Origin of the sequence: Snodgrassella sp. ESL0253 (assembly GCF_013344965.1) — a bacterium.
GTDB classification, from domain to species: domain Bacteria; phylum Pseudomonadota; class Gammaproteobacteria; order Burkholderiales; family Neisseriaceae; genus Snodgrassella; species Snodgrassella alvi_B.
Map to the genome: position 1 here is coordinate 20379 of NZ_JAAEDQ010000001.1, position 22128 is coordinate 42506.

The 22128-nt window shown below is 43.6% G+C and carries 19 protein-coding genes; 13 read left to right on the forward strand and 6 right to left on the reverse strand.

From position 1 onward, the window contains the following. Positions 1–81 precede the first annotated feature (81 nt). The 7 genes from GYX26_RS00130 (at position 82) to GYX26_RS00160 (ending at position 8899) form a co-directional block, all read left to right on the forward strand. A complete protein-coding gene (locus GYX26_RS00130) occupies positions 82–1446 on the forward strand; it encodes an MFS transporter (RefSeq protein WP_174827567.1) in 1365 nt (454 codons plus the stop codon). Between the two features lie 1275 nt (positions 1447–2721). Further along, entirely contained in the window at positions 2722–3576 is an 855-nt protein-coding gene (gene cyoA, locus GYX26_RS00135; RefSeq protein ID WP_238791202.1) for a ubiquinol oxidase subunit II, read from the forward strand. Between the two features lie 19 nt (positions 3577–3595). After that, entirely contained in the window at positions 3596–5581 is a 1986-nt protein-coding gene (cyoB, locus tag GYX26_RS00140) for a cytochrome o ubiquinol oxidase subunit I (RefSeq protein ID WP_174827569.1), read from the forward strand. Beyond that, positions 5581–6192 (forward strand): cytochrome o ubiquinol oxidase subunit III, encoded by a 612-nt coding sequence (locus GYX26_RS00145; protein WP_100136957.1) that lies wholly within the window; start codon positions 5581–5583, stop codon positions 6190–6192. Before cyoB ends, GYX26_RS00145 begins: the two co-directional genes overlap by 1 nt. Next, positions 6189–6521 (forward strand): cytochrome o ubiquinol oxidase subunit IV, encoded by a 333-nt coding sequence (gene cyoD / locus GYX26_RS00150; RefSeq protein WP_100091493.1) that lies wholly within the window; start codon positions 6189–6191, stop codon positions 6519–6521. The genes GYX26_RS00145 and cyoD overlap by 4 nt, the downstream gene beginning before the upstream one ends. Before the next feature lie 9 nt (positions 6522–6530). Further along, entirely contained in the window at positions 6531–7421 is an 891-nt protein-coding gene (gene cyoE, locus GYX26_RS00155) for a heme o synthase (RefSeq protein ID WP_174827570.1), read from the forward strand. A 95-nt stretch (positions 7422–7516) separates the two neighbouring features. Continuing rightward, complete coding sequence (locus tag GYX26_RS00160) at positions 7517–8899, forward strand: MFS transporter (protein WP_202984259.1); 1383 nt, start codon at positions 7517–7519, stop codon at positions 8897–8899. Between the two features lie 198 nt (positions 8900–9097). Here the strand turns inward: GYX26_RS00160 and GYX26_RS00165 are convergent, their stop codons facing one another. Then, entirely contained in the window at positions 9098–10837 is a 1740-nt protein-coding gene (locus GYX26_RS00165) for a cation:proton antiporter (protein WP_174827571.1), read from the reverse strand. Between the two features lie 336 nt (positions 10838–11173). Between GYX26_RS00165 and GYX26_RS00170 the strand changes: the two genes are divergently transcribed. Together GYX26_RS00170 and GYX26_RS00175 are read left to right on the forward strand one after the other, a co-directional pair. Next, positions 11174–12112, forward strand: coding sequence for a Dyp-type peroxidase (locus tag GYX26_RS00170; RefSeq protein ID WP_174827572.1), 939 nt, complete (start codon positions 11174–11176; stop codon positions 12110–12112). A 105-nt stretch (positions 12113–12217) separates the two neighbouring features. Then, entirely contained in the window at positions 12218–13720 is a 1503-nt protein-coding gene (locus GYX26_RS00175; protein ID WP_100091497.1) for a sodium:proton antiporter, read from the forward strand. 86 nt (positions 13721–13806) lie between these two features. Here the strand turns inward: GYX26_RS00175 and thrC are convergent, their stop codons facing one another. Continuing rightward, the gene (thrC, locus tag GYX26_RS00180) at positions 13807–15219 is read right to left on the reverse strand and encodes a threonine synthase (RefSeq protein ID WP_174827573.1); all 1413 of its coding nucleotides are present in this window, start codon (positions 15217–15219) and stop codon (positions 13807–13809) included. A 55-nt stretch (positions 15220–15274) separates the two neighbouring features. Continuing rightward, on the reverse strand, positions 15275–15607 hold the full coding sequence (locus GYX26_RS00185; protein WP_174827574.1) for a hypothetical protein: 333 nt from the start codon (positions 15605–15607) through the stop codon (positions 15275–15277). Positions 15608–15772: 165 nt separating this feature from the next. Between GYX26_RS00185 and GYX26_RS00190 the strand changes: the two genes are divergently transcribed. The 4 genes from GYX26_RS00190 to recX all read left to right on the forward strand — a co-directional run bounded on the left by GYX26_RS00190 (position 15773) and on the right by recX (position 19480). Continuing rightward, entirely contained in the window at positions 15773–17086 is a 1314-nt protein-coding gene (locus GYX26_RS00190; RefSeq protein WP_174827575.1) for a replication-associated recombination protein A, read from the forward strand. Further along, positions 17073–18143, forward strand: coding sequence for an aldose epimerase family protein (locus GYX26_RS00195; protein ID WP_174827576.1), 1071 nt, complete (start codon positions 17073–17075; stop codon positions 18141–18143). Before GYX26_RS00190 ends, GYX26_RS00195 begins: the two co-directional genes overlap by 14 nt. 156 nt (positions 18144–18299) lie before the next feature. Next, positions 18300–19007, forward strand: coding sequence for a phosphoglycolate phosphatase (locus GYX26_RS00200; RefSeq protein WP_100113930.1), 708 nt, complete (start codon positions 18300–18302; stop codon positions 19005–19007). Continuing rightward, a complete protein-coding gene (gene recX / locus GYX26_RS00205; protein ID WP_100091502.1) occupies positions 19004–19480 on the forward strand; it encodes a recombination regulator RecX in 477 nt (158 codons plus the stop codon). Before GYX26_RS00200 ends, recX begins: the two co-directional genes overlap by 4 nt. 138 nt (positions 19481–19618) lie before the next feature. Here the strand turns inward: recX and GYX26_RS00210 are convergent, their stop codons facing one another. From GYX26_RS00210 to GYX26_RS00220, 3 genes are all read right to left on the reverse strand, one after another. Further along, complete coding sequence (locus tag GYX26_RS00210) at positions 19619–20572, reverse strand: bile acid:sodium symporter family protein (RefSeq protein ID WP_100113912.1); 954 nt, start codon at positions 20570–20572, stop codon at positions 19619–19621. A gap of 32 nt (positions 20573–20604) precedes the next feature. Then, complete coding sequence (gene rpsT / locus GYX26_RS00215) at positions 20605–20871, reverse strand: 30S ribosomal protein S20 (RefSeq protein WP_025330392.1); 267 nt, start codon at positions 20869–20871, stop codon at positions 20605–20607. Between the two features lie 129 nt (positions 20872–21000). Then, a complete protein-coding gene (locus GYX26_RS00220) occupies positions 21001–22119 on the reverse strand; it encodes an AI-2E family transporter (RefSeq protein ID WP_370520824.1) in 1119 nt (372 codons plus the stop codon). Between the last annotated feature and the right edge of the window lie 9 nt (positions 22120–22128).

The window sequence follows — 22128 nt, forward strand, 5'->3', positions numbered from 1 at the left end:
CATATAAAGAAATTACACCATCAACGTTCGGTGGAATATATACACGAGGCACAACTCAATATATTCTGGAAAGAGTTTAATATGAAGCAATCGATTGACCTGACAGCCTCAGAAAGAAAGTTAGTGTTTGCTATGACACTATCTAGTATATTGCCATTATTAGATAGCAGTATTGTTAATGTTATTTTACCCTCAATTTCGAATGACATTAATACCTCTTATGCTTATATGCAATGGGCTGTTACCATATATATGCTTGCTTGCGCAGCTGGCATATTACTATCACCTTATGTACATGAAAATTTTGGACTCAAGAAAGCATGGGTATGCTCAATTTTTGTCTTTCTTGTTGGTTCTATATTAGTTGGATTTTCATATAACCTGGTTTCTTTAATCTTGTATAGATGTCTACAAGGTTTTGGTGCAGGAATTTTAATTCCTATTACTCAATCTACAATAGCAACTTATTTTGGTAAGGAAAGACTAAAGCCGGTTATGGCATTGATTGCTATTCCGTCAGTCTTTGCCCCTGCACTAGGGCCAATTTTTGGAGCAATCATATCAGAACAGTTAAATTGGAGAATAGCTTTTTTTATCAACATACCTTTAGTACTTATGGCTTTTTTATTTGGCAGGACGACAATGCCTGATAATAAAACGTCTAAATACAATATGAATATTTATGTATTAATGACATTTTTAATTGCTTTAATAATATTTTTCATCTCTATTAAAAATATCACTTCTGGGCATTTTTTTGATATTTTTAATATTATTATGCTAGTTTTAGGTATTGGTTTGATGATGGTTTCGCTTATTATTAATAACAAGTCAGACAGTAAACTGATCGATTTAAGTTCATTTAGTTGTATTCAATATTCGTTTGCAATAATTATGGGATTTCTGACGTCACTTATCTTTTTTGGTTTCATGATTTTTTTTCCCTTAATACAAGCAATAAATGATAATATATCTATTACATATATTGGTATGTTGCTAGCTCTACAAGGTGTAGGTGCTTGGTTGGCTAGAAAATTTATTTATGAATCTCTAAGTGAGATAAATTCATTTCTAATTATTGGTGTAGGATTAATAATATCAGCAATAAGTATATTAATAATTCAAGTAGGTGGCAACGCCTTTGAAATTATCGGTTTTACTGTTCGAGGTTCCGGATTAGGCGTCGCCACGATTGCTGTTCTCTCTTCTCCATTTGAGTTCTGTGATAAAAATCAAATTAAGGACACGAGCGCTATCACGCGTGTTACACAGCAAATTGGTGGTGCATTTGGAGGCGTATTATCAGGAATATTAATCAACCTCACTCAACATCAAATAATTTCAATAAACTGCGCTTATCAGGCAATGTTTTTTGTGTCTCTGGCTTTTGGTTTTCTAGCGGTTATTGTCTATATTTTCTTTGGCCGAGTGAATACAAGGATTTAGTATACAAAAAAACGGAACATGTGAATTCCGTTTTTTTTCGCTTATTCAGCGATACTGCTAAGCCACTTATTCAGTGTTGAACAATTGAATGTACTATTAAAGAGTCTCAACCGCTGACGCAGGTTTCAACTTGAATAAGGTATTTTTTCTGTTTAAACTAATTTTCTAAACCACTTATACAGTGTAACGGTATACTTTTCTTGCAGACATTCTTAGCAGTATGATAAAGCATCAACTAAGAAGATTATCCCGTGACAAGACAACTAAGTTGTGAATTTAAAATAGTGTAGAGCTATGATTGCATTTAGCTACACCAGCAAAACGGTCAGTTCTCATACTGGCTGGCTTAAGGGCGGATGCAATCATATATTGAAATTAACGCCCACCTGTCCTGCGTTTCTTTATTTTTATGCCAATAGGTGCCAAAACAGGCTTAATATACCTATATCCTTTGTATTAAGTCTTTACACAATGATTGAATTATCTGACTCTACACTTTGCGTTATTACAATTAAAACCGATTTTTTCATTACTTACCGCTAATATGGCATGACAACTGCTTTACACTGGTAAGGCTATTGCTGTGTATGAAAAGTAGACTTAAAAAATATAATAAAATAATTGTCTAATCCTAAGCTTGTAGTCTGCTTTCATTGTGCACTTTCATCAACAAAAGTAGTTACTGGCTGAGTGGCATAGATATATTTGCAACACACCATCAATTGCCAAATGCTCAAGTGTTTTTATAATTTCACACTTAAAACAAATATATAAAAGATAAAATTAGCTGTATTAACTTTTACAGGTATATTTAAGATATTTTTTAAAGCAATAATTTATTTCAAAACTAATGATAATTTGATTTAGATTAAATTTTTCATTAGGGACACGTAAACAAGCATTGAATATCAAATATTTATTTTTAATAAAAAAACTGCTTTTGCTACAACAGGAATGTAATCTAATTACAATAATTATAGGTTAATAATTGTATTAATATATTAACTTAATAACTATTCATATTCTCACCATACCTAACACCCTCCTACTACTAAGAAATAAACAACTGATTTATATGATAAATACTATTTACAAAATAAAGAGTAATTTGTTTTGTTTGCTATACCTTAGATAATATATAGCTTTAGGCAATATACAGTTTGGCAACATTGTCTTAAAATAGCTACTCCCGTTTTTTACAAACGTTAATCGTGTTTCCCGTAATGTTGAGGTCGTTACATGAAATTAAGTAAGCTCTCAGGGATAGTATTGACAATGCTGATCGGCTCGCTGTTTTTAAGCGGCTGTGATGCTGCTCTGCTAAACCCTAAAGGCCATATAGGTCAGGAAGAACGCTCGCTGATACTGACAGCCATAGGCTTGATGTTGATAGTCGTTATTCCGGTGATTATCATGGCGATTCTATTCTCTCTGAAATATAAAGAGGGTAGTAATGCCAAATACTCACCGAAATGGGCGCATTCCAATAAACTCGAGGCCATAGTTTGGGGTATTCCTATCCTGATTATTCTCATTCTGGGGACAATCACATGGAAAACCACTCACTCTCTGGACCCTTACCGTCCGCTGGAAAGTGACAAGAAGCCGGTGGTTATTGAAGTAATTTCATTAGACTGGAAATGGTTGTTTATCTACCCGGAACAGGGTATTGCCACTGTTAATGAAATTGCTTTCCCGAAAGATACCCCGGTGGAATTCAAAATCACTTCCAATACAGTGATGAATTCATTCTTTATTCCCCAGCTGGGCAGCCAGATTTACGCTATGGCCGGTATGCAAACCAAGCTTCATCTGATTGCTGATACTGCCGGTGAATACAAGGGTATTTCATCAAGCTACAGCGGTGCAGGTTTCTCTGGTATGAAATTTACTGCCATTGCTACACCGGACGAAGCCAGCTTCAATCAGTGGGTGGATAAGGTGAAACAGTCACCCAATACACTTAATGACATGGCTTCATTCAACAAACTGGCTGCGCCAAGTGAATTCCACAAAGTGGAATATTTCTCCAGCGCAAATCCGAGTTTGTACGGCAACGTGATTGCTAAATTTGCCAATCACAATATGCCTGCTACTCTACAGGCCAGTGCTGCCAGCAGTGCTGAGTAAGCTTGCGAGGAAATAAACAATGTTCGGAAAATTATCTTTAGATGCGATACCGTTCCATGAACCTATTGTCATGGTAACGATTACAGCTATCATCGTCATTGGCTTGGCGCTGGTAGGTGCAATTACGTATTTTCATAAATGGGGCTATCTGTGGAAAGAATGGATTACCACAGTTGACCATAAACGTATCGGTATCATGTATATCATTGTCGCAATAGTGATGTTGGTACGTGGTTTTGCCGATGCGGTTATGATGCGTGGCCAGCAGGTACTTGCCTCTTCCGGTACCAGTGACGGCTTTTTGCCGCCTCATCACTATGATCAGATTTTCACCGCCCATGGTGTAATCATGATTTTCTTTGTGGCGATGCCTTTTGTTATCGGCTTGATGAATTTTGTCATTCCGTTACAGCTTGGTGCGCGTGATGTGGCTTACCCATTCCTGAATAATCTGGGTTTCTGGTTTACTGCCGTTAGTGTGGTACTGGTTAACCTTTCTCTGGGTCTGGGTGAGTTTGCCCAAACTGGCTGGCTGGCCTATCCGCCTTTGTCTGGTCTGGAATTCAGCCCGGGTGTAGGTGTGGATTACTGGATATGGAGCTTACAGATATCGGGGATCGGGACTACAGTTAGCGCAGTTAACTTTATCGCTACCACCCTGAAAATGCGTGCTCCTGGCATGACCATGATGAAAATGCCTATTTTCTGCTGGGCATCTTTCTGTAGCAACATTCTGATTCTGACTTCTTTTCCGATTCTGACTGCGTCTGTAGCCATGCTGACATTGGACCGTTACCTCGGTACCCATTTCTTTACCAATGAACTGGGCGGTAACATGATGATGTACATCAATCTGATCTGGGCATGGGGTCACCCGGAAGTGTATATTCTGATACTGCCGATATTTGGTGTGTATTCAGAAGTTACTGCTACTTTCTCTCGCAAAACCATGTTTGGTTATACCTCTATGGTATGGGCAACCGTGTGTATTACCATCCTGTCATTCATCGTATGGCTGCACCACTTCTTTACCATGGGTTCAGGAGCCAATGTCAACGCGTTCTTCGGTATCGCCACCATGATTATTTCCATCCCTACTGGGGTGAAAATCTTCAACTGGCTGTTTACCATGTATGAAGGCCGCATTTCTTTCCATGTACCAATGCTGTGGACTGTAGGCTTTATTATTACCTTCTCAGTTGGTGGTATGACAGGCGTGCTGCTGGCCGTACCGGGTGCTGACTTCGTACTGCATGGCAGTTTATTTCTGGTTGCCCACTTCCATAACACCATTATTGGTGGTGTGGTATTTGGTCTGTTTGCTGCGCTTAATTACTGGTTCCCGAAAGCATTTGGCTTCAAGCTGGATGAAAAATGGGGTAAGCGCGCTTTCTGGTGCTGGTTTATCGGCTTCTTTGTGGCATTCATGCCATTATATGCACTGGGCTTCATGGGTATGACCCGTCGTCTGAGCCAGCACATTGATCCGGCCTTCCACAATTTACTGTGTGTAGCCGCTGTTGGTGCTGCCATCATTGCTCTGGGTGTGGCCTGCATGGTGATTCAGGTTGTTGTTTCCTGTCTGCATCGCAAGGAAAACCTTGATGTTACTGGTGACCCATGGGATGGTCGTACACTGGAATGGTCTACTTCTTCTCCAGTACCTTTCTACAACTTCGCCGTGCAGCCACAGGTTGAAAGCCGTGATGCATTCTGGGACGAAAAAGAAAAAGGTATTGCTTATAAAAAACCAGCTAAATATGAAGAAATTCATATGCCGAAAAACACTGCTGCCGGTTTGGTTATCGGGGTATTCTCGTTGATTTTCGGTTTTGCCATGATCTGGCATATCTGGTGGATGGCTATCGTTGGCTTCGCTGGCATGATTATTAGCCTCATTGCCAAGAGCTTTGATACGGACGTTGATTACTATGTTCCGGTTGCTGAAATTGAAGCTATTGAAAGCAAACGTTTTGATGAATTAACTAAAGCAGGACTGAAATAATGTCAACTGAAACCTTGATTCACGGTAAGACGTCTGAACACGCTCACCACGACAACGGTTCACTGAAGGTATTCGGGTTCTGGATTTACCTGATGAGTGACTTGATTTTGTTCTCCTGTCTGTTTGCCACCTATATCGTGCTCCTGCCGGGCACGGCAGGTGGTCCAAGCGGCAAGGACATTTTCGAGCTGCCTTTTGTGCTGGTAGAAACTTTTGCTCTTTTATTGAGTTCCATTACCTACGGTTTTGCCGTACTGGCAATGAACCGCAATAATCAGAGTCAGGTTTTGTTATGGCTGGTTATTACTTTTGTATTCGGTGCCTGCTTCATTGGTATGGAATTATATGAATTCCATCATCTGATTACACACGGTATGGGCCCTGACCGTAGTGGCTACCTCTCTGGCTTCTTTGCACTTGTGGGTACCCATGGTCTGCACGTTACTGCCGGTTTGATCTGGATGGCTGTGATGATGATTCAGGTAGCTTCACGTGGCTTAACCAGTGTTAACCGCATGCGTATCAACTGCCTGAGCCTGTTCTGGCACTTTCTGGACATCGTGTGGATTTGCGTGTTCTCAATTGTATATCTGATGGGGGTAGCGTTATGAGTCATTCAAACCATCAAGACCATATCCCACAACATGGCAGTTCTAAAAACTATATCATTGGTTTTATCCTGTCGGTGGTATTAACCCTGATTCCGTTTCTGATGGTAATGAATCAATCTGCAGATAGAACAACTCTGTTTGCTGTGATTGTAATTACTGCTGTTTTGCAGCTTCTTGTTCAGCTGGTATGTTTCCTCCATCTGGGCAGTAATCCTGAAGAACGCTGGAATCTGATTTCATTTATCTTCACCGCAATTGTGATTGTATTGTTGGTAGGCCTTTCCATCTGGATTATGTGGAGCCTCAATGCAAACATGGTGTTAGGTTAAAGGCAGTTCATGATTAAGCCATACCTGCAAGTAACAAAACCAGGTATTATCGTCGGCAACCTTATTTCGGTTGTCGGCGGGTTTTTGCTGGCTGCCAAAGGCAGCATAAACGGCTACCTGCTTATTCTTACCCTGCTGGGCGTGTCTTTGGTTGTGGCCTCCGGCTGTGCGTTTAATAACCTGATTGACCGCGATATTGATCCGAAAATGGAACGTACCAAGAATCGTGTGCTGGCACGAGGACTGGCCTCTGCGCGTGTTACCTTTGCGCTGGCTACGATATTGGGTATTGCCGGATTTGCTGTACTTTACTTTGGCGCAAATCCGCTGGCCATGTGGTTATCCGTTATGGGCTTTGTGGTTTATGTAGGGATTTACAGTCTCTATATGAAACGGCATTCCGTTTACGGAACATTAATCGGCAGTCTATCAGGTGCCGCACCACCAGTTATCGGTTATTGTGCAGTGAGCAATAATTTTGATGCGGGTGCACTTATTCTGCTGGCGATTTTCAGTCTCTGGCAGATGCCACATTCCTATGCAATTGCAATTTATCGCTTTAAGGATTATCAGGCCGCCAATATTCCGGTTTTACCGGTTGTAAAAGGCATTGCAGTAGCAAAACACCATATCACTTTTTATATCATTGCCTTTATGTTTGCAACATTGATGCTGTCTATCGGAGGCTACGCCGGATATAAATATCTGATAGTGGCTGCGGCTGTCAGCATGTGGTGGCTATGCATGGCATTATCTGGTTATAAAGCCCAGAATAATGACCGTATATGGGCACGCAAACTATTTGTGTTTTCGATTATTGCTATCACTACTTTAAGTATAATGATGTCGGTAGACTTTATGACTCCGGCTTCACCAACTGTATTAAGTCTGGCTGGCTGATATCCTGAACATAAATACATAACAATACGCAAACCACCCAACCTGCCTTTGTTTCTTTTACAATAGGCAGGTTTTTCTTTTAAGCTGTATTCAAAATGAATTCCAAGAATAATGATACGCAAATGAATTTTGCCGAAAGGCGTGCAACCTGGGGACTAGGGGCAGTTTTTTCACTGCGCATGCTGGGTATGTTTATGGTATTGCCAGTTCTGACTACCTATGGCATGACATTACAGGGTGCCAGTGAAAGCCTGATTGGGCTGGCAATCGGAATTTATGGTCTGATGCAGGCAATTTTACAGATTCCGTTTGGCTTGTGGTCTGACCATTTTGGCCGCAAGCCTTTAATTGTTGGCGGCTTATTGATTTTTACTCTGGGCAGTATCATTGCTGCTTTAACGACCTCCATATGGGGGATAATTCTGGGGCGCGCTTTACAGGGCAGCGGCGCCATTGCGGCAGCAGTAATGGCTTTGCTATCAGATCTCACCCGTGAACAGAATCGCACCAAAGCCATGGCTTTTATCGGCATCAGCTTCGGCATCACTTTTGCGATTGCTATGGTATGCGGGCCGATAATCACACATGCGATAGGTCTGCATGGTTTATTCTGGGTAATCGCAGCACTGGCACTGGCCGCTATTGTGCTTACTCTATTTTTTGTTCCTGACAGCAGCGTCCATATTCTTAATCGTGATTCGGGTATGGTACGTGGCAGCTTTGGTACTGTGTTGCGTAATCATTCGCTGTTTAAGCTGAACATCGGTATTTTTTGTATGCATTTCCTGCTGATGTCAACTTTTGTTGCCCTGCCAGTGCAACTGGAGCTCTCAGGCTTTCCTGCGGCCAGACACTGGCAGATTTATCTGTATACGATGCTGATTGCTTTCATTACTGTTCTGCCACCAATCATTTATGCTGAAAGCAAACGAAAAATGCGGCGGGTATTTATTTTTTGCGTTGCCGTACTGCTAATTGCTGAAGCTATATTGTGTCTGGCTGACACTTCCTTCTGGCCACTGGTTGTAGGTGTTTTATTGTTCTTTATTGCTTTTAATCTGATGGAAGCACTTCTGCCCTCATGGGTAAGTAAAGAAGCACCAGCAGGTTATAAAGGCACGGCAATGGGTATCTATGCTACGGGTCAGTTCCTGGGCGTAGCCTGTGGTGGCACAACTGGCGGCTGGCTGGCAGCACACACTGGTGCGCATACGGTATTCTTATTCGGTATCGGATTAACTTTTGCATGGCTGTTGCTTAGTTTTACCATGCGGGAACCGCCCTATTTAGCCAGCCTGCGCTTAACTCTGGATAGTAAACAAACTTTGCCCGACAATGCTCAGCAGCAATTAATGCAAATGGCTGGAGTACATCAGGTTTTGATTGTGTCAGAAGAGCACAGTATCTATATCAAAATTGACAGTAAAATCACTAGCCGTAATCAACTGGAAACGTTTATCAGCACTATTACAGAATAAATAAAAACAGGCATAAGGCAGTAATCATTAATATTACCAGCCTATGCCTGTTTATTGAGTGCTACCGAACAGGTTGTAAAAAAATTTTCAGATTTTTCTGCTAACTTTATCGCAATTTATACTCAAATCCGGTGAAGTTTTATACTGAGCAAAATCTATCTGCATAATTTCCGTTTCTGTGCCCGTATTGATCTAGCACTAAGTGATTGATGCCTGCTCGAATACATGCATGATTTCATTGGCTAATACAATCTGGCTGTCGACGACCTTAGTTGCACCTGCCTGAATAAATAACTGTTTGTCTTGCTCGTATCTGCTGAAAGTTACTATTTGTAGCTGCGGATTGAGCGCTATCGCCGCTCTGATAATCGACTCTACCTCGGTTTTATTCTGAATAGTAATAATCAGCTTTTTGGCCTGACCCACAAATACAGCATCCAGCATACCATCTGATAATGCGTGCCCATAAGCTACGGGTATCTGGCGTGCACGCAATTGGGTGACTACCTCAAGGCGGTTTTCCTGTACATACACGGTTTCATTCTGTGCCTGCAAATGCCTGATTACCTCCTGACCAACCGGACCAGCACCGACAAGTACTGTATGATTGCTTACAGGAGGAGCCACTGCCATGTCTTCATCAATAAAATAAATCGATACCGGTTTAATTGGTGCCGCCACTTTTGCATGGGGCTTATCTGACAACATGCCGCTATCAGGCACACTGACAGTTGCTACTGTTTCCTGCTGGAATTGTTTTTTCACATAACGATTCAGCCAGACAAATAAAAATGGATTACAGATAATTGAAATCAGGGCACTGCCCAGAATCAGGTCACTGGCCAATGGTGGCAGAATGTTGTATACCGCCCCCAGACTGGCAATCATAAAGGAGAATTCACCAATCTGTGCCAAGGCCACTGCGATTGTCAGTGCAGTTTGTGGCGGATATCCGAATACGCGCACAATCAGAAATGCCCCCAGACTTTTGCCTATGACCACCACCAGCAGGGTTGCCAATAGCAATAATGGTTCACGAATAATAATACTGGGGTCAAACAGCATGCCTACTGAAACAAAAAACAGCACGGTAAAAAATTCGCGCAAGCCACTGGAGGCATCTTCAGCAGTATGGTTCATGCTGGTTTCACTGATAATGGCGCCAGCAAAAAAGGCGCCCAGTGCAAAAGATACGCCAAAAAGATAATTTGCCAGTATGGCACAGCCCAAAGCAACGGCAATCACGGCCAGCCGGAAAAGCTCAGGACTACCGGTGCCAACCACCCGCTGTAACGACCATGGAATCAGTCTGCGCCCGAGAAACAGCATCACTAGGACAAAGGCGATAATCTGGACACTGGTTTTGCCAAGCAAGTAAAGCAGATTAGCACCTGAAACACTACCCTGCCCAGATAGAACCGGTGCCAGTGCTGGAATCATCACCAGCACAAATACCATGGCTATGTCTTCAACAATCAGCCAGCCGGTGGCAATTCGTCCCTGAGAAGAATCGCCCAGATGCCAGCGTTGCAAAGCCGCTATCAGCACAACGGTAGAAGCACATGATAGTGCCAGCCCAAACACCACACCAGCACCAGTACTCCAGCCGGCCAGCCAGGCCAGTAGCCAGCCCAGCAGGGTAGCCAGCGCTATCTGAATCAGCGCACCCGGTATGGCCACACGTTTTACAGCCAGTAAATCACGGATAGAAAAATGCAGCCCCACTCCGAACATCAGCAAAATCACGCCCAGCTCAGCCAGCTGCTGCGACAAGTGCATATCAGCAGTAAAGCCTTTGGTATAAGGGCCAACGATTATGCCCGCCAGCAAATAACCAACGAGTGGAGGCATACGCAGTTTATGCGCGATATAGCCAAGTACAAAGGCAAAAAATAAACCACCAACGATGGTTTCAACCAGTGGAAATGAGTGATGCATTGCTTTCCCAGAGTAATAATTAGTAATAGTAAATAATCTATACTAGCGAAAATATCCCAACAAATAAAAGCTTTTATAAGATTTTAGGTTATAATTATTGTTTCTTATCCAGATTTTTCATATCTTATGCTTAAATAGCCCTATTTATTTACTGCGTTGCTGAAAAGGGTAACTAAGATGGCCAGATTTGTTACCAGAGTTAATCAGCCAGACTGAAAAAGGTTATATTGCGGTTTTTTCCGGAACACGGTTAACAATATTTAATTTTATGCCTGTTTTGTACTTAATAACGCTTGTTAATTTCACTATAATATTGGTTTAGGAAAGTATTTATTAATGACAATAGACCGAATACCGCCGGTTATAACCAATCCGGGTAGAAGCGCATTATTTATTACCCTTGGCATTCAGGATAATGATGCGGCCATTGCTAGATTGCTTGAATTCATCACTGGTTTCTCAGCTTTAGTACGCAGTATGCATGGCCGTTTTCACGATGAAAACTTCAATGCATTAATGGGGATTGGTTCGGATGCATGGGACAAATTACGCCCTGGAAAACCGAAACCAAAAGAGTTAGTGCCCTTTACCGCTATCAAAGGCGCCAGACACACAGCCGTGGCCACACCAGGCGATTTGTTTTTTCATATTCGCGCAGACCGTCAGGATATTTGTTATGAAATGGCTGCAATGATTCATGAATTACTGGCAGACGCTACTTATTCTATTGATGAAATAAGTGGCTTTCGTTATCTTGATGGACGGGCCATTATTGGTTTTGTTGATGGTACGGAAAATCCGGAAGATACAATCAGAACTGATTATGCACTGGTAGGTGATGAAGACCCGTTGTTCCGCAATGGTAGCTATGCCTTTACCCAGAAATATCTGCATAATATGCAGACGTGGCGGCAATTATCAGTGGAAGAGCAGGAAAAAGTCATTGGCCGCCGCCGTTTCAATGATATTGAACTGTCTGATAAGGAAAAACCGCCAACGGCACATAACAATGTCAGTAAAGCTTATGATGCTGAAGGCAATGAGCTGAAAATTGTTCGCGCCAATGTTGCGTTTGCTCATCCATCGAAAAATGAGTATGGCACGTTTTTTATCGGTTATGCACGTTCTTTTGCGGTAACACGCCAAATGCTGCAACATATGTTTACAGGTAATGCCGAAGGGCATGTAGACCGCCTGCTGGATTTCAGTACCCCGGTTAGCGGCAGCCTGTATTTTATTCCGGCACCGGATTTGCTGGATGAATTTGATTCGTGAGTTACTATTGCATGTTTTGATTCAAGGGGAACTTGCTACAAGACTGCGCCAGATTCGAATCAACAACGATTTATTACAACATTTCAATAAAGGAAAACTGTTTGGATGGGTAGTGTACTTTTTTTACAGGCAATTACGGTTATTTTTTCGCTGTCTATTGTTACCACGCTTTTAAATAAACGTTTATTTGACATGCCGCAGGCCATTGGTGTGCCAATTGTCTCCGCGATTCTGGTATTTTCCCTGCAATGGGGTATGAATCTGTTCGGGCGCAATCATTTTATCCATGTGGATATCATGGCACTAAAAGCCGCCGTTAGCCATATTAACTTTTATGATTTTCTAGTAAACGGCGTAATCTGTTTTATCCTTACCTCTTCTGCCCTCAAGTTCAGGATTTCCGATCTGAAACGCTACTGGCGCCAAATTCTGATTCTGGCTACATTGGGCTTGCTGTTATGCTCGACACTCTTTGGCAGCCTGCTTTATGCATTCCAGTTCTTGGTTGGCGATCATGTGCCCTTGCTGGTATTGTTACTGCTGGGTTCGGCGCTTGGGGCTACAGACCCTATCGGCATTAAGGGCGTATTAAGCTCAGTGCGCACACCTCGCCACTTAATGGTAAAGCTGGAAGGTGAATCATTATTCAATGATGCCATGTGTATCGTGGTATTCATGACTATTCTTACCCTGATTAGCGGACAGCATGTTTCACCAATTGGTGTGGTGGAGAATTTTTTCTATGAAATTGTGGTCGCGGTGATTATCGGGTTTATTTTCGGTATTGGTGCACTGCGCCTCTTGCATGGCAAGCATGAAAATGAGTCACTGATTCTGGCAACAGCACTGCTGGCTTCCGGTTCCTACCTTGTGGCTTATTTTGCTCATGCATCCGGCCCGATTGCCTGTGTGGTAGGCGGCCTGATTGTCGGCAACAAATGGCAGGAAGTATTACAGAAGAAAGAAATTGATGATGTTAACAATTTCTGGCATGCGGTAGAGGGTATTATTAATTCGTTTTTGTTTACCCTGATTGGTCTGGAACTCTTCATTGTTGATATGAGCAAAACGCTGGTTATCGGCGGTATTGTGGCGTTTGTATTGCTTCATCTGAGCCGTTTCATTGGCAATATATTGGCATTTATGCTGTTTCCGAAAGTGTACAAGAAAAGCTATCATGGCAGCCTGACCATTTTGTCATGGGGCGGTGTACGCGGTGGTATTTCACTGGCTTTGATTCTGGCTGTAGCCAATATGCCGGCACTGGCCAAATACAGTGATATTCTGGTTGGATACACCTTTATCTGTGTACTGCTTTCCGGTGTAGTATGTGGTCTTGGTTTACCCGAAGTGCTCAATGCGTTTTATCACAATCCAAATGAGCCGAAAACTGGTTTTCGCGGCTGGTATCAGCGCCAGTGTCACCGCTTTAACCGCAGTGGTGTTATGTATACCATTGAAGAGCGCTCCGATGGTTCAGAGTACATTTCCGTATATAATCCGATAGCTGTGGCTACAGCGGCTGCTGATCCGAGTGAGGAAATTGCGCTGACTCCAGAAGAGTTAAAACAGAAAGTAGATAAACTGGAAAATCCAGATAATTTCTAAATGAAATCAGTAAAGGCCAGCATAAGCATGCTGGCCTTTCTTTATGATACACAATTGCAAAAACAAATTCCGATTGGCTGGTTTACTTACCCCAACTGAGCTTCTACAAACTGTTTAACCGCAGCAGTATCATTATCCATCACGGTAACATGTTGAGGTAAATCCTCTAGTCCGGCCAGATTATCAGGGCGCGGAATCACCACGCCATCACCGACTGCCTCATGAATGGTTTGGGCAAATTTGGCGGCCTGCGCAGTTTCCAGACAGATAATGATTTCGCCCGCTTCGCGCAACTGCCGCGCCACCTTTACCCCATCTGCTGTATGCGGATCAATCAGTTCACCATCTTGTGCATACACTTGAGCAATGGTTTGCAGGCGGTCAGCATGGGTACTTTTACCGGCAGCAAAGCCATACTGATGCTGAATTTTATCCAGCAGATGGCTTAAATCAAATCCGCTGCCTGTAGCCACCTGCTGCCATAGCTGCTGAACCTGTGCGCCATCATGGTCGAGTAAGTCGTAAACAAAGCGTTCAAAATTGGATGCTTTGGAGATGTCCATTGATGGGCTGGAAGTTACAAATGTATGCGCTGCATCGCGAGGACGGTAATGACCGGTATTGAAAAACTCGTTCAATACATCGTTTTCATTAGTAGCCACAAGCAGACGATGAACAGGCAAGCCCATACTGCGGGCAATATGTCCGGCCAGTACATTGCCAAAATTACCACTGGGTACACAAAATGATACTTTCTGCTCATTAGTACTTGTAGCGGCAAAATAGCCTTTAAAGTAGTATACTACCTGTGCCACAATCCTTCCCCAATTGATGGAGTTAACTGTACTCAGGTGATAATGAGCTTTGAAGGCATGATCATTTTGCAATGCTTTCACAATATCCTGACAATCGTCAAACATGCCCTTAATGGCAATATTGAAGATATTACTGTCCTGCAAACTATACATCTGCGCACGCTGAAAATCGCTCATTTTGCCAAATGGCGATAACATGAATACATTTACCCGTTCTTTGCCACGCAAAGCATATTCAGCAGCAGAACCGGTATCGCCACTGGTAGCACCAATAATATTCAGATAACGGTTTTCACGCTCCAGCACGTATTCAAACAGATTACCCAGCAACTGCATGGCCATGTCTTTAAATGCCAGTGTTGGCCCATTCGAAAGCGCCTCAATGCGGATACCATCATGTAATGTTCTCAGCGGAGTGATTTCATTATTACCAAACACTTCTGTGGTGTAGGTTTGATTAATGATTGTCTGCAAATCTGTTTTGGGAATATCGGTAGCAAACAGACTGATAATCTGCATGGCCAGCTCGGCATAACTTAATGAACGCCAGTCATGCAGGGTAATTGCATCAACATGCGGATAGTTTTGTGGCAATAATAAACCGCCATCATCGGCCAGACCGGCCATTAATGCCTGACTGAAGCTTTTTGGCGCTGTCTGCCCTCTGGTACTAATGTATTTCATTATTTCTCCTGTATGATTATCCAACCATATCTGGACCAAGTTAATAACACTATATTTATAAGCTACATACCTCAGCCTGAGATGCAATAAATCCAGCTACTCTTTGCTGGCGCACCTGAGGATAAACCATCTTTGCAACTTCTTTGATATTGAGCTTGCGTTTGGTTTGTTCAGCAACACAGCTACAATATGGCTTACGCTTTCCTGACAGGTCAATTGTTCCCAACCCCCGGATACGCAGCGGCTTGCTCAACTGACGCTGACATTCCTGATTAATCATATATCCGGCAATGCCAGAAACCAGCCTGTCTCCTGACTTTTGGTCATATTTGATGTAAATCCCTATTGCCACGAATATAAAAATAATAAAAAACAATATTTTATTCATTGATTTTTTCATTTGGATTAAAATCAGACTAAAATACAATTGTCCTTTTTATATGTCATGTAATCAAGACGATTATACACATAGTGCAACAGTTATATACCGAGCAAAATTTATACAATCAGGTACAATATATTACACTAACTACCGTGTACTGAATGACACGACATGGATTTATTTAATCAGAAACCTTTACCCCCACTGGCAGAACAGCTACGCCCGCAGAATCTGGATGAAGTAATTGGCCAGCAGCACCTGATTGGTACAGGTAAACCATTACGGGTTGCTGTAGAAACCGGACATCTGCATTCCATGCTGCTTTGGGGGCCGCCGGGTGTAGGCAAAACCACGCTGGCACGCATTCTGGCACAGAGCTTTAATGCCCAGTTTATCCCACTGTCGGCGGTTTTTTCTGGGGTAAAAGAAATCCGCTTGGCCGTGGAAAAAGCCCAGCTGGCTTTACAGCACGGCCAGCGTACCATCCTGTTTGTAGATGAAGTACACCGCTTTAATAAATCACAGCAGGATGCATTTTTACCCTATGTAGAAAACGGCGTGTTTACCTTTATCGGCGCTACAACAGAAAATCCCTCTTTTGAAGTTAATCCGGCACTTTTGAGCCGGTCGCAGGTTTACACCCTCCATTCACTCAGCATCGAAGAACTGCAACAGCTACAGCAAAAAGTTTTCAGCCTGCCTGAATTCAAATCTTTCACCATTGCTACCGATGCGCAGACATTAATCCTCAACAGTGCCGATGGCGACGGCCGACGCTTTCTCAACTTACTTGAGCAACTGATTCATACTGCGCAGGCACAACAGCAGACTGAAATCAGTGCGGCCTTAACAGCCAGTACTCTGGGCACTCAGTTACGCCGTTTCGATAAAGGTGGTGACAGCTTTTACGAACAGATTTCAGCATTACATAAATCTGTGCGTGGCTCTCACCCCAATGCTGCCCTATACTGGTTTAGCCGTATGCTGGATGGCGGTGCAGATCCGCGCTATCTGGCGCGGCGGATTATCCGCATGGCTTGGGAAGATATTGGTCTGGCTGACCCGCGGGCAATGCAGATAGCCAATGATGCTGCCCTAACCTATGAACGGCTTGGCAGCCCTGAAGGTGAGCTGGCTCTGGCACAGGCAGTATTGTATCTGGCTTGTGCTGCCAAAAGTAATGCAGGTTATGTGGCTTATAATGAGGCGCGTGCATTTGTCAAAAAACATCCGTCCAGTGAAGTACCGGTACACTTGCGCAATGCTCCTACCAAACTGATGAAAGAACTGGGTTACGGTCGTGAATACCGTTATGCCCATGATGAACCGCATGCTTATGCGGCCGGTGAAACCTATATGCCGGAAGGTATGGATGAACCGGCATTCTATCAGCCAGTAACACGCGGACTGGAAATTAAAATCGCGGAAAAACTGGCTTTTTTACATAATCTTGATGAAGAGGCCGGACAGAATGAAACAAAATAAACAATCATTGTGTACCATTGACACGCAACCATTCGGCTTGATAGATGGCGAAAGCACCACCCTGTGGACACTGGCAAACAGTAATGGCATGCAGGTATCGATTATGGACTTTGGTGCCATCATTACTTCGATTGTGATGCCTGACAGGGACAACAAGCCGATTGAGTGTGTTCTGGGCTTTGATAGTGCTGAAGACTATGCCAGCACCAGCTATCGTAGCAACAACCCGCATCTAGGCGCGGTAATTGGCCGCCATGCCGGCCGTATCAGCCATGCCCGTGCGCCACTCAATCAGAAACTTATCCAGCTCACACCCAATCTGGGTGAACATCATATGCATGGTGGCTATACCGGCTTCGACCAGAAATGGTGGACAGTCAGTACTACCCACGCAGATGAACAAGAAGCTTCTGTTACCCTGCAATTATTCAGTGCCGATGGCGAAGAAGGCTACCCCGGCAACCTGAATGTGCAGGTATGTTATACCCTGACTGCAAACAATGAATTAAATGTTGATTTTAGCGCTCAATCAGACCGGGATACCTTTATCAATCTTACCCAGCACAGTTATTTTAATCTGGCTTTGCATGAAAATACTGTCAGCGAGCATCAGTTGTGGCTGTTACCACAGGAAATTATCGTTACTGATAAAGACATGATGCCAACCGGCGCCATTACCAAAGCATCTGCGGCACTTGATTTTCATTCTGCCCGTCCAATTGCCAACAGCGTTATTGATACAGCTTATGTATTACCACCGCATTCAGCCAACAGTATCATCGCACGCATAAGCGCACCAGATACTGGCCTGTCCATGGCGGTTAAAACCGATGCACCAGTGGTGGTGGTTTATAATGCCCAGCACCTGCCCGAACAGCAACTACCCAAGCGTAAATCACTCCGGCCATTTGCTGCTATCTGTTTTGAGCCACAAGGCTATACAGATGCTCCTAACCAGCCTGCTTTCCCGAATAACATTCTGCGTGCCGGTGCTACATTTAAACAGCATATTGCCTATATATTCAGCCGCGATCCTATCCAGCCCGTTATCAGTTAATGGCTAAGGCAGGCACTACTATTTTTGCCACACCAGTTTCATATACAAAGCAAAAACGATTGCCAAACGGAGTAAATGTACACTAGCGGGCAGACATATCTGCAGTATGAACGTGATAAAATAGGGACTTCTTTTACTCAATCAATACTGCCTATCATGAAATGGAATGATATTCATGCCATTGCATTCGATCTGGATGGCACTCTGGTCGATTCAATTGCCGATTTATGTGCTGCTGCCAATCATATGCGCGCTGAGCTGAACTTATCGCCGCTACCGGCTGCTGAATTGACCACCTACGTAGGCGATGGCCTGTCCAGTCTGGTACACCGTGCACTCAGCGGCAGTAAAGATGGTCAGGTAGATGAAACAAGCTGGACGCAGGGCTTTACTGCCTTTATCGCTTATTATCGTACTCATTTAAGCGTTCATACCCGCCCGTATCCAGAAGTAGAAACTGCGCTGGCACTGTTTCGTGCCCGGGGACTACCTTTAGCGGTAATCACTAATAAAAATGAAATTCTGGCCGTGGAACTATTGTGCCAGCTCGGGCTGGCTGATGCATTCAGCCTGGTTGTGGGCGGTGACACACTGGCCGAAAAGAAGCCCTCCCCCATGCCTTTATTACACACGGCGGAAGTATTAGGCGTGCCAATCGAAAATTTATTGATGGTGGGCGACTCAGCCAATGATATTCTGGCTGCTAAGGCTGCCGGTGCATTAAGCTGTGGGGTAACTTGGGGCTATGCCGACATGGGACAGCTAGCACAAAATGCCCAAACCAAACCAGACATCATCATCGATAACCTGCCACAGATTGATGATGGTATGCGTCATCATGGTGACAGCGATATCCGTGCATGAAGCAAAAAATCAGTTTACGCGCCCGTGCCATTACCATACTGGCACGGCAGGAAATCAGCCGTGCCGAACTGGCACGTAAACTGCGTCCCCATGTTGACGAGGGCGATGATCTGGAAGCCTTACTGGATGAGCTGGAACAGCGGCACTGGCAATCAGATGCACGTTATGCTGAAACCTATATCAACAGTAAAAGCCGGATGCATGGCAATCTGCGTTTACAGCAAAGCCTGAAACAAAAAGGGGTAGATGCTGAGCTGATTGCAGACTATTTACCAGACAAAGATGAACAGATAAGTAATGCTGTAACTGTATTGCAGAAAAAATACCGTAAGCCGCCGGCTGATTTGAAAGAAAAACACAAATACATGCATTTTCTTGCCTATCGTGGCTTTAGTATGGATATTATTCATGCTGCAATTGAGCAGGCATGGGCAGATACTGCCCTACCTGATGAAGATGAATACTGGCAATAGCAACGGAACCAATACAAGATACATCAGATTTCATGTATAACCATGATAAATCAGCCAGCCATGTATCCTCAATTCAGCAAATCATTATCTAAAAAAAGCCCAGTTAAATAACCGGGCTTTTTTTATCGATGCCTAACCTCAATGCAAACTAACATCTTCACGTTTTAGATGGTCGTTACTGGTGCCTGTGGGCTTACCAGACCAGTAGCTGGCCAGAAACGAACCGGAAATATTATGCCACAACGAAAATATTGCACCGGGCAAGGCTGCCATCGGTCCAAAGAAGCTGGAACCCAATACAGCGGCCAGACCAGAGTTCTGCATGCCTACTTCCAATGCCAGCGTGCGACAGATGGATTTGTCAAAACCAAACAAACGTCCACCCCAGTAACCGCCAATCAGCCCCAAGGCATTATGTAGAATCACTCCAATAACAACAATGGCTGTTTCAATCCCGATTTTATCACTACTCAGTGATACTACAGTAGACAATACGATGATAATCAAGCACATGGTAATCAATGGTAGTGAAGGTACAACTTTTTTTACCAGTTGCGGCGCAAAATAATTAATGGTTACCCCGAAAGTGATAGGTAAAGCCACAATCAGGAAAATTTCCTTCAGCATACTCATAACTGGTACAGCAATAGATGCAGCAATATACATTTTTGCTAATAATGGCGTTGCAAAGATACCCACTATGGTAGACAAAGCACTAATAGTCACCGATAGTGCTACATCACCCTTGGATAAAAACACCATTACATTGGAAGCAGTACCGCTGGCCACACACCCTACCAGCACCATGCCTGCCTGCAATTCTGGCGACATATCCAGCATCTTGGCAATCAGCCATGCTGCCAGCGGCATAATCAGGTAATGTAAACCAATACCAGCTACTATAGGAGTCGGCCGTTTCAGTACTCGAGTGAAATCCTCAATTTTCAGTGTCATGCCCATGGATAACATCACCAGCATTAACATTTCAGAAATATAAGGTTTTAGCGGAACAAAAACAGCAGGATTACGATAGGCAAAGATAGAACATAAGGCTGCCCACAATGGGAACAGCCTTGTAATAATGGCAATCACGAGAATCGTCTCATGCGATGATAGAAATCAGCTTAGGCAGCCATAGCCTTGATTTTGGCAGCCAAACGACTTTTATGACGTGCTGCTTTGTTTTTATGAAAAACACCTTTATCAGCAATGCGATCAATCACTTTAACGCTTTCGCTGTAAGTAACCTGAGCAGCAGCTTTATCGCCTGCTTCAACGGCTTTCAATACTTTTTTAACCGCAGTGCGAAAAGCGGTACGCAAGCTGGCGTTGTGGGCACGTTGTTTCAGTGCCTGACGAGCGCGCTTACGAGATTGTGCACTATTGGCCATCAATATCTCCTAACATACATATACAAATCATGAAACGCAGAATTTTAATGACTTCGCAGCATAAAAGCAAGTGCCCCTGTTGTTTTTTAGCTGGAAATCTATGCAGACAAGTAATTAAGATTGCTTGTCTTAGTCTGTTTTCTCGTCCTTAATGATGGCATTTTCCGGCAGCTGGCGAAAGTAATCACTGCGCCAGTATGCCTGTGTTCCTTCCTGAATCAGTACCAGACACACAGCTGCCAGTGGCAACGCCAACAACATGCCAACAAAACCGAGTAGCTGCCCAAATGCCATTAACGAAAAAATCACCCAGAATGGCGACAGGCCAATCCTGTCACCCACAATTTTTGGAGTAACAAAAAAGCTTTCCAGAAACTGGCCTACTGCAAAAACACCCCACACCATTAATAGTCCTGTCCAGCCATCAAACTGCAATAATGCCGCCAGTGTTGCCAGTAACAGACCAGTAAAAGCCCCCAGATAAGGCACAAATACCAGCAAACCAGCAACCATACCAATCGCAAATCCGGATTCCAGCCCCACCAGTGCCAGCCCCAACCCATAAACCATTCCCATGATTACCATAACCAGCAATTCACCACGCAGGAATGCACCCAGTACCGTGTCCATATTGGTAGCTATGCGGTTGTAAGTTGGTAAAGCGCGGCGAGGAATCAAATGGCGGATACCTGATGTCCAGCGATTCCAGTCCAGCAGAAAATAATACAGTAAAAAAGGCAATAGCAGCAGATTGGTAATCCATTCCACCATGCCACTGCCATGCTGCCACACCATGGGCAATACCTTCGATGCAGCATCCTTAATGCTGGCATTATGGGTTTGAATCCATTGGCCTACATATCTGGACATATAATCCACATCCCAGCGAATGCGTATATGAAAAGTCTGATTCAACCAGGGAATAAGCTTATGATGAACCCAGTTGAGAAAATCGGGTAATTTAGCATAAATGCTGTCGAACAAATTAATCAGCATCGGTATAACAATCAGCAACAAAATCACAATCACGCTCAGCCCGAGCAACATGACCAGCATGGCCGCTACCGAACGGGACATTTTCAGACGATGGAGTTTTTCTACCAGCGGATTCAAAATATAAGCCAGTACTCCGGCCGCCGCAAAGGGCATCAGAATTGGCTTCAATCCGATAAACAGGCCGATGGTGACCAATAGCATCAGTCCACCAATAATCCACGGGGTGATATTAGAATGCTTCTTGCTGTTGATATTCATTAA

What these genes read in the sequence shown, in the direction of transcription:
- recX (WP_100091502.1), top strand. Translation starts at nt 19,004, where the DNA reads ATGAAGCAAAAAATCAGTTTACGCGCCCGTGCCATTACCATACTGGCA.
- cyoB (WP_174827569.1), top strand. Translation starts at nt 3,596, where the DNA reads ATGTTCGGAAAATTATCTTTAGATGCGATACCGTTCCATGAACCTATT.
- GYX26_RS00190 (WP_174827575.1), top strand. Translation starts at nt 15,773, where the DNA reads ATGGATTTATTTAATCAGAAACCTTTACCCCCACTGGCAGAACAGCTA.
- GYX26_RS00130 (WP_174827567.1), top strand. Translation starts at nt 82, where the DNA reads ATGAAGCAATCGATTGACCTGACAGCCTCAGAAAGAAAGTTAGTGTTT.
- GYX26_RS00185 (WP_174827574.1), bottom strand. Translation starts at nt 15,607, where the DNA reads ATGAATAAAATATTGTTTTTTATTATTTTTATATTCGTGGCAATAGGG.
- rpsT (WP_025330392.1), bottom strand. Translation starts at nt 20,871, where the DNA reads ATGGCCAATAGTGCACAATCTCGTAAGCGCGCTCGTCAGGCACTGAAA.
- GYX26_RS00200 (WP_100113930.1), top strand. Translation starts at nt 18,300, where the DNA reads ATGAAATGGAATGATATTCATGCCATTGCATTCGATCTGGATGGCACT.
- GYX26_RS00195 (WP_174827576.1), top strand. Translation starts at nt 17,073, where the DNA reads ATGAAACAAAATAAACAATCATTGTGTACCATTGACACGCAACCATTC.
- thrC (WP_174827573.1), bottom strand. Translation starts at nt 15,219, where the DNA reads ATGAAATACATTAGTACCAGAGGGCAGACAGCGCCAAAAAGCTTCAGT.
- GYX26_RS00160 (WP_202984259.1), top strand. Translation starts at nt 7,517, where the DNA reads ATGAATTCCAAGAATAATGATACGCAAATGAATTTTGCCGAAAGGCGT.
- cyoE (WP_174827570.1), top strand. Translation starts at nt 6,531, where the DNA reads ATGATTAAGCCATACCTGCAAGTAACAAAACCAGGTATTATCGTCGGC.
- cyoA (WP_238791202.1), top strand. Translation starts at nt 2,722, where the DNA reads ATGCTGATCGGCTCGCTGTTTTTAAGCGGCTGTGATGCTGCTCTGCTA.
- GYX26_RS00165 (WP_174827571.1), bottom strand. Translation starts at nt 10,837, where the DNA reads ATGCATCACTCATTTCCACTGGTTGAAACCATCGTTGGTGGTTTATTT.
- GYX26_RS00170 (WP_174827572.1), top strand. Translation starts at nt 11,174, where the DNA reads ATGACAATAGACCGAATACCGCCGGTTATAACCAATCCGGGTAGAAGC.
- GYX26_RS00145 (WP_100136957.1), top strand. Translation starts at nt 5,581, where the DNA reads ATGTCAACTGAAACCTTGATTCACGGTAAGACGTCTGAACACGCTCAC.
- cyoD (WP_100091493.1), top strand. Translation starts at nt 6,189, where the DNA reads ATGAGTCATTCAAACCATCAAGACCATATCCCACAACATGGCAGTTCT.
- GYX26_RS00175 (WP_100091497.1), top strand. Translation starts at nt 12,218, where the DNA reads ATGGGTAGTGTACTTTTTTTACAGGCAATTACGGTTATTTTTTCGCTG.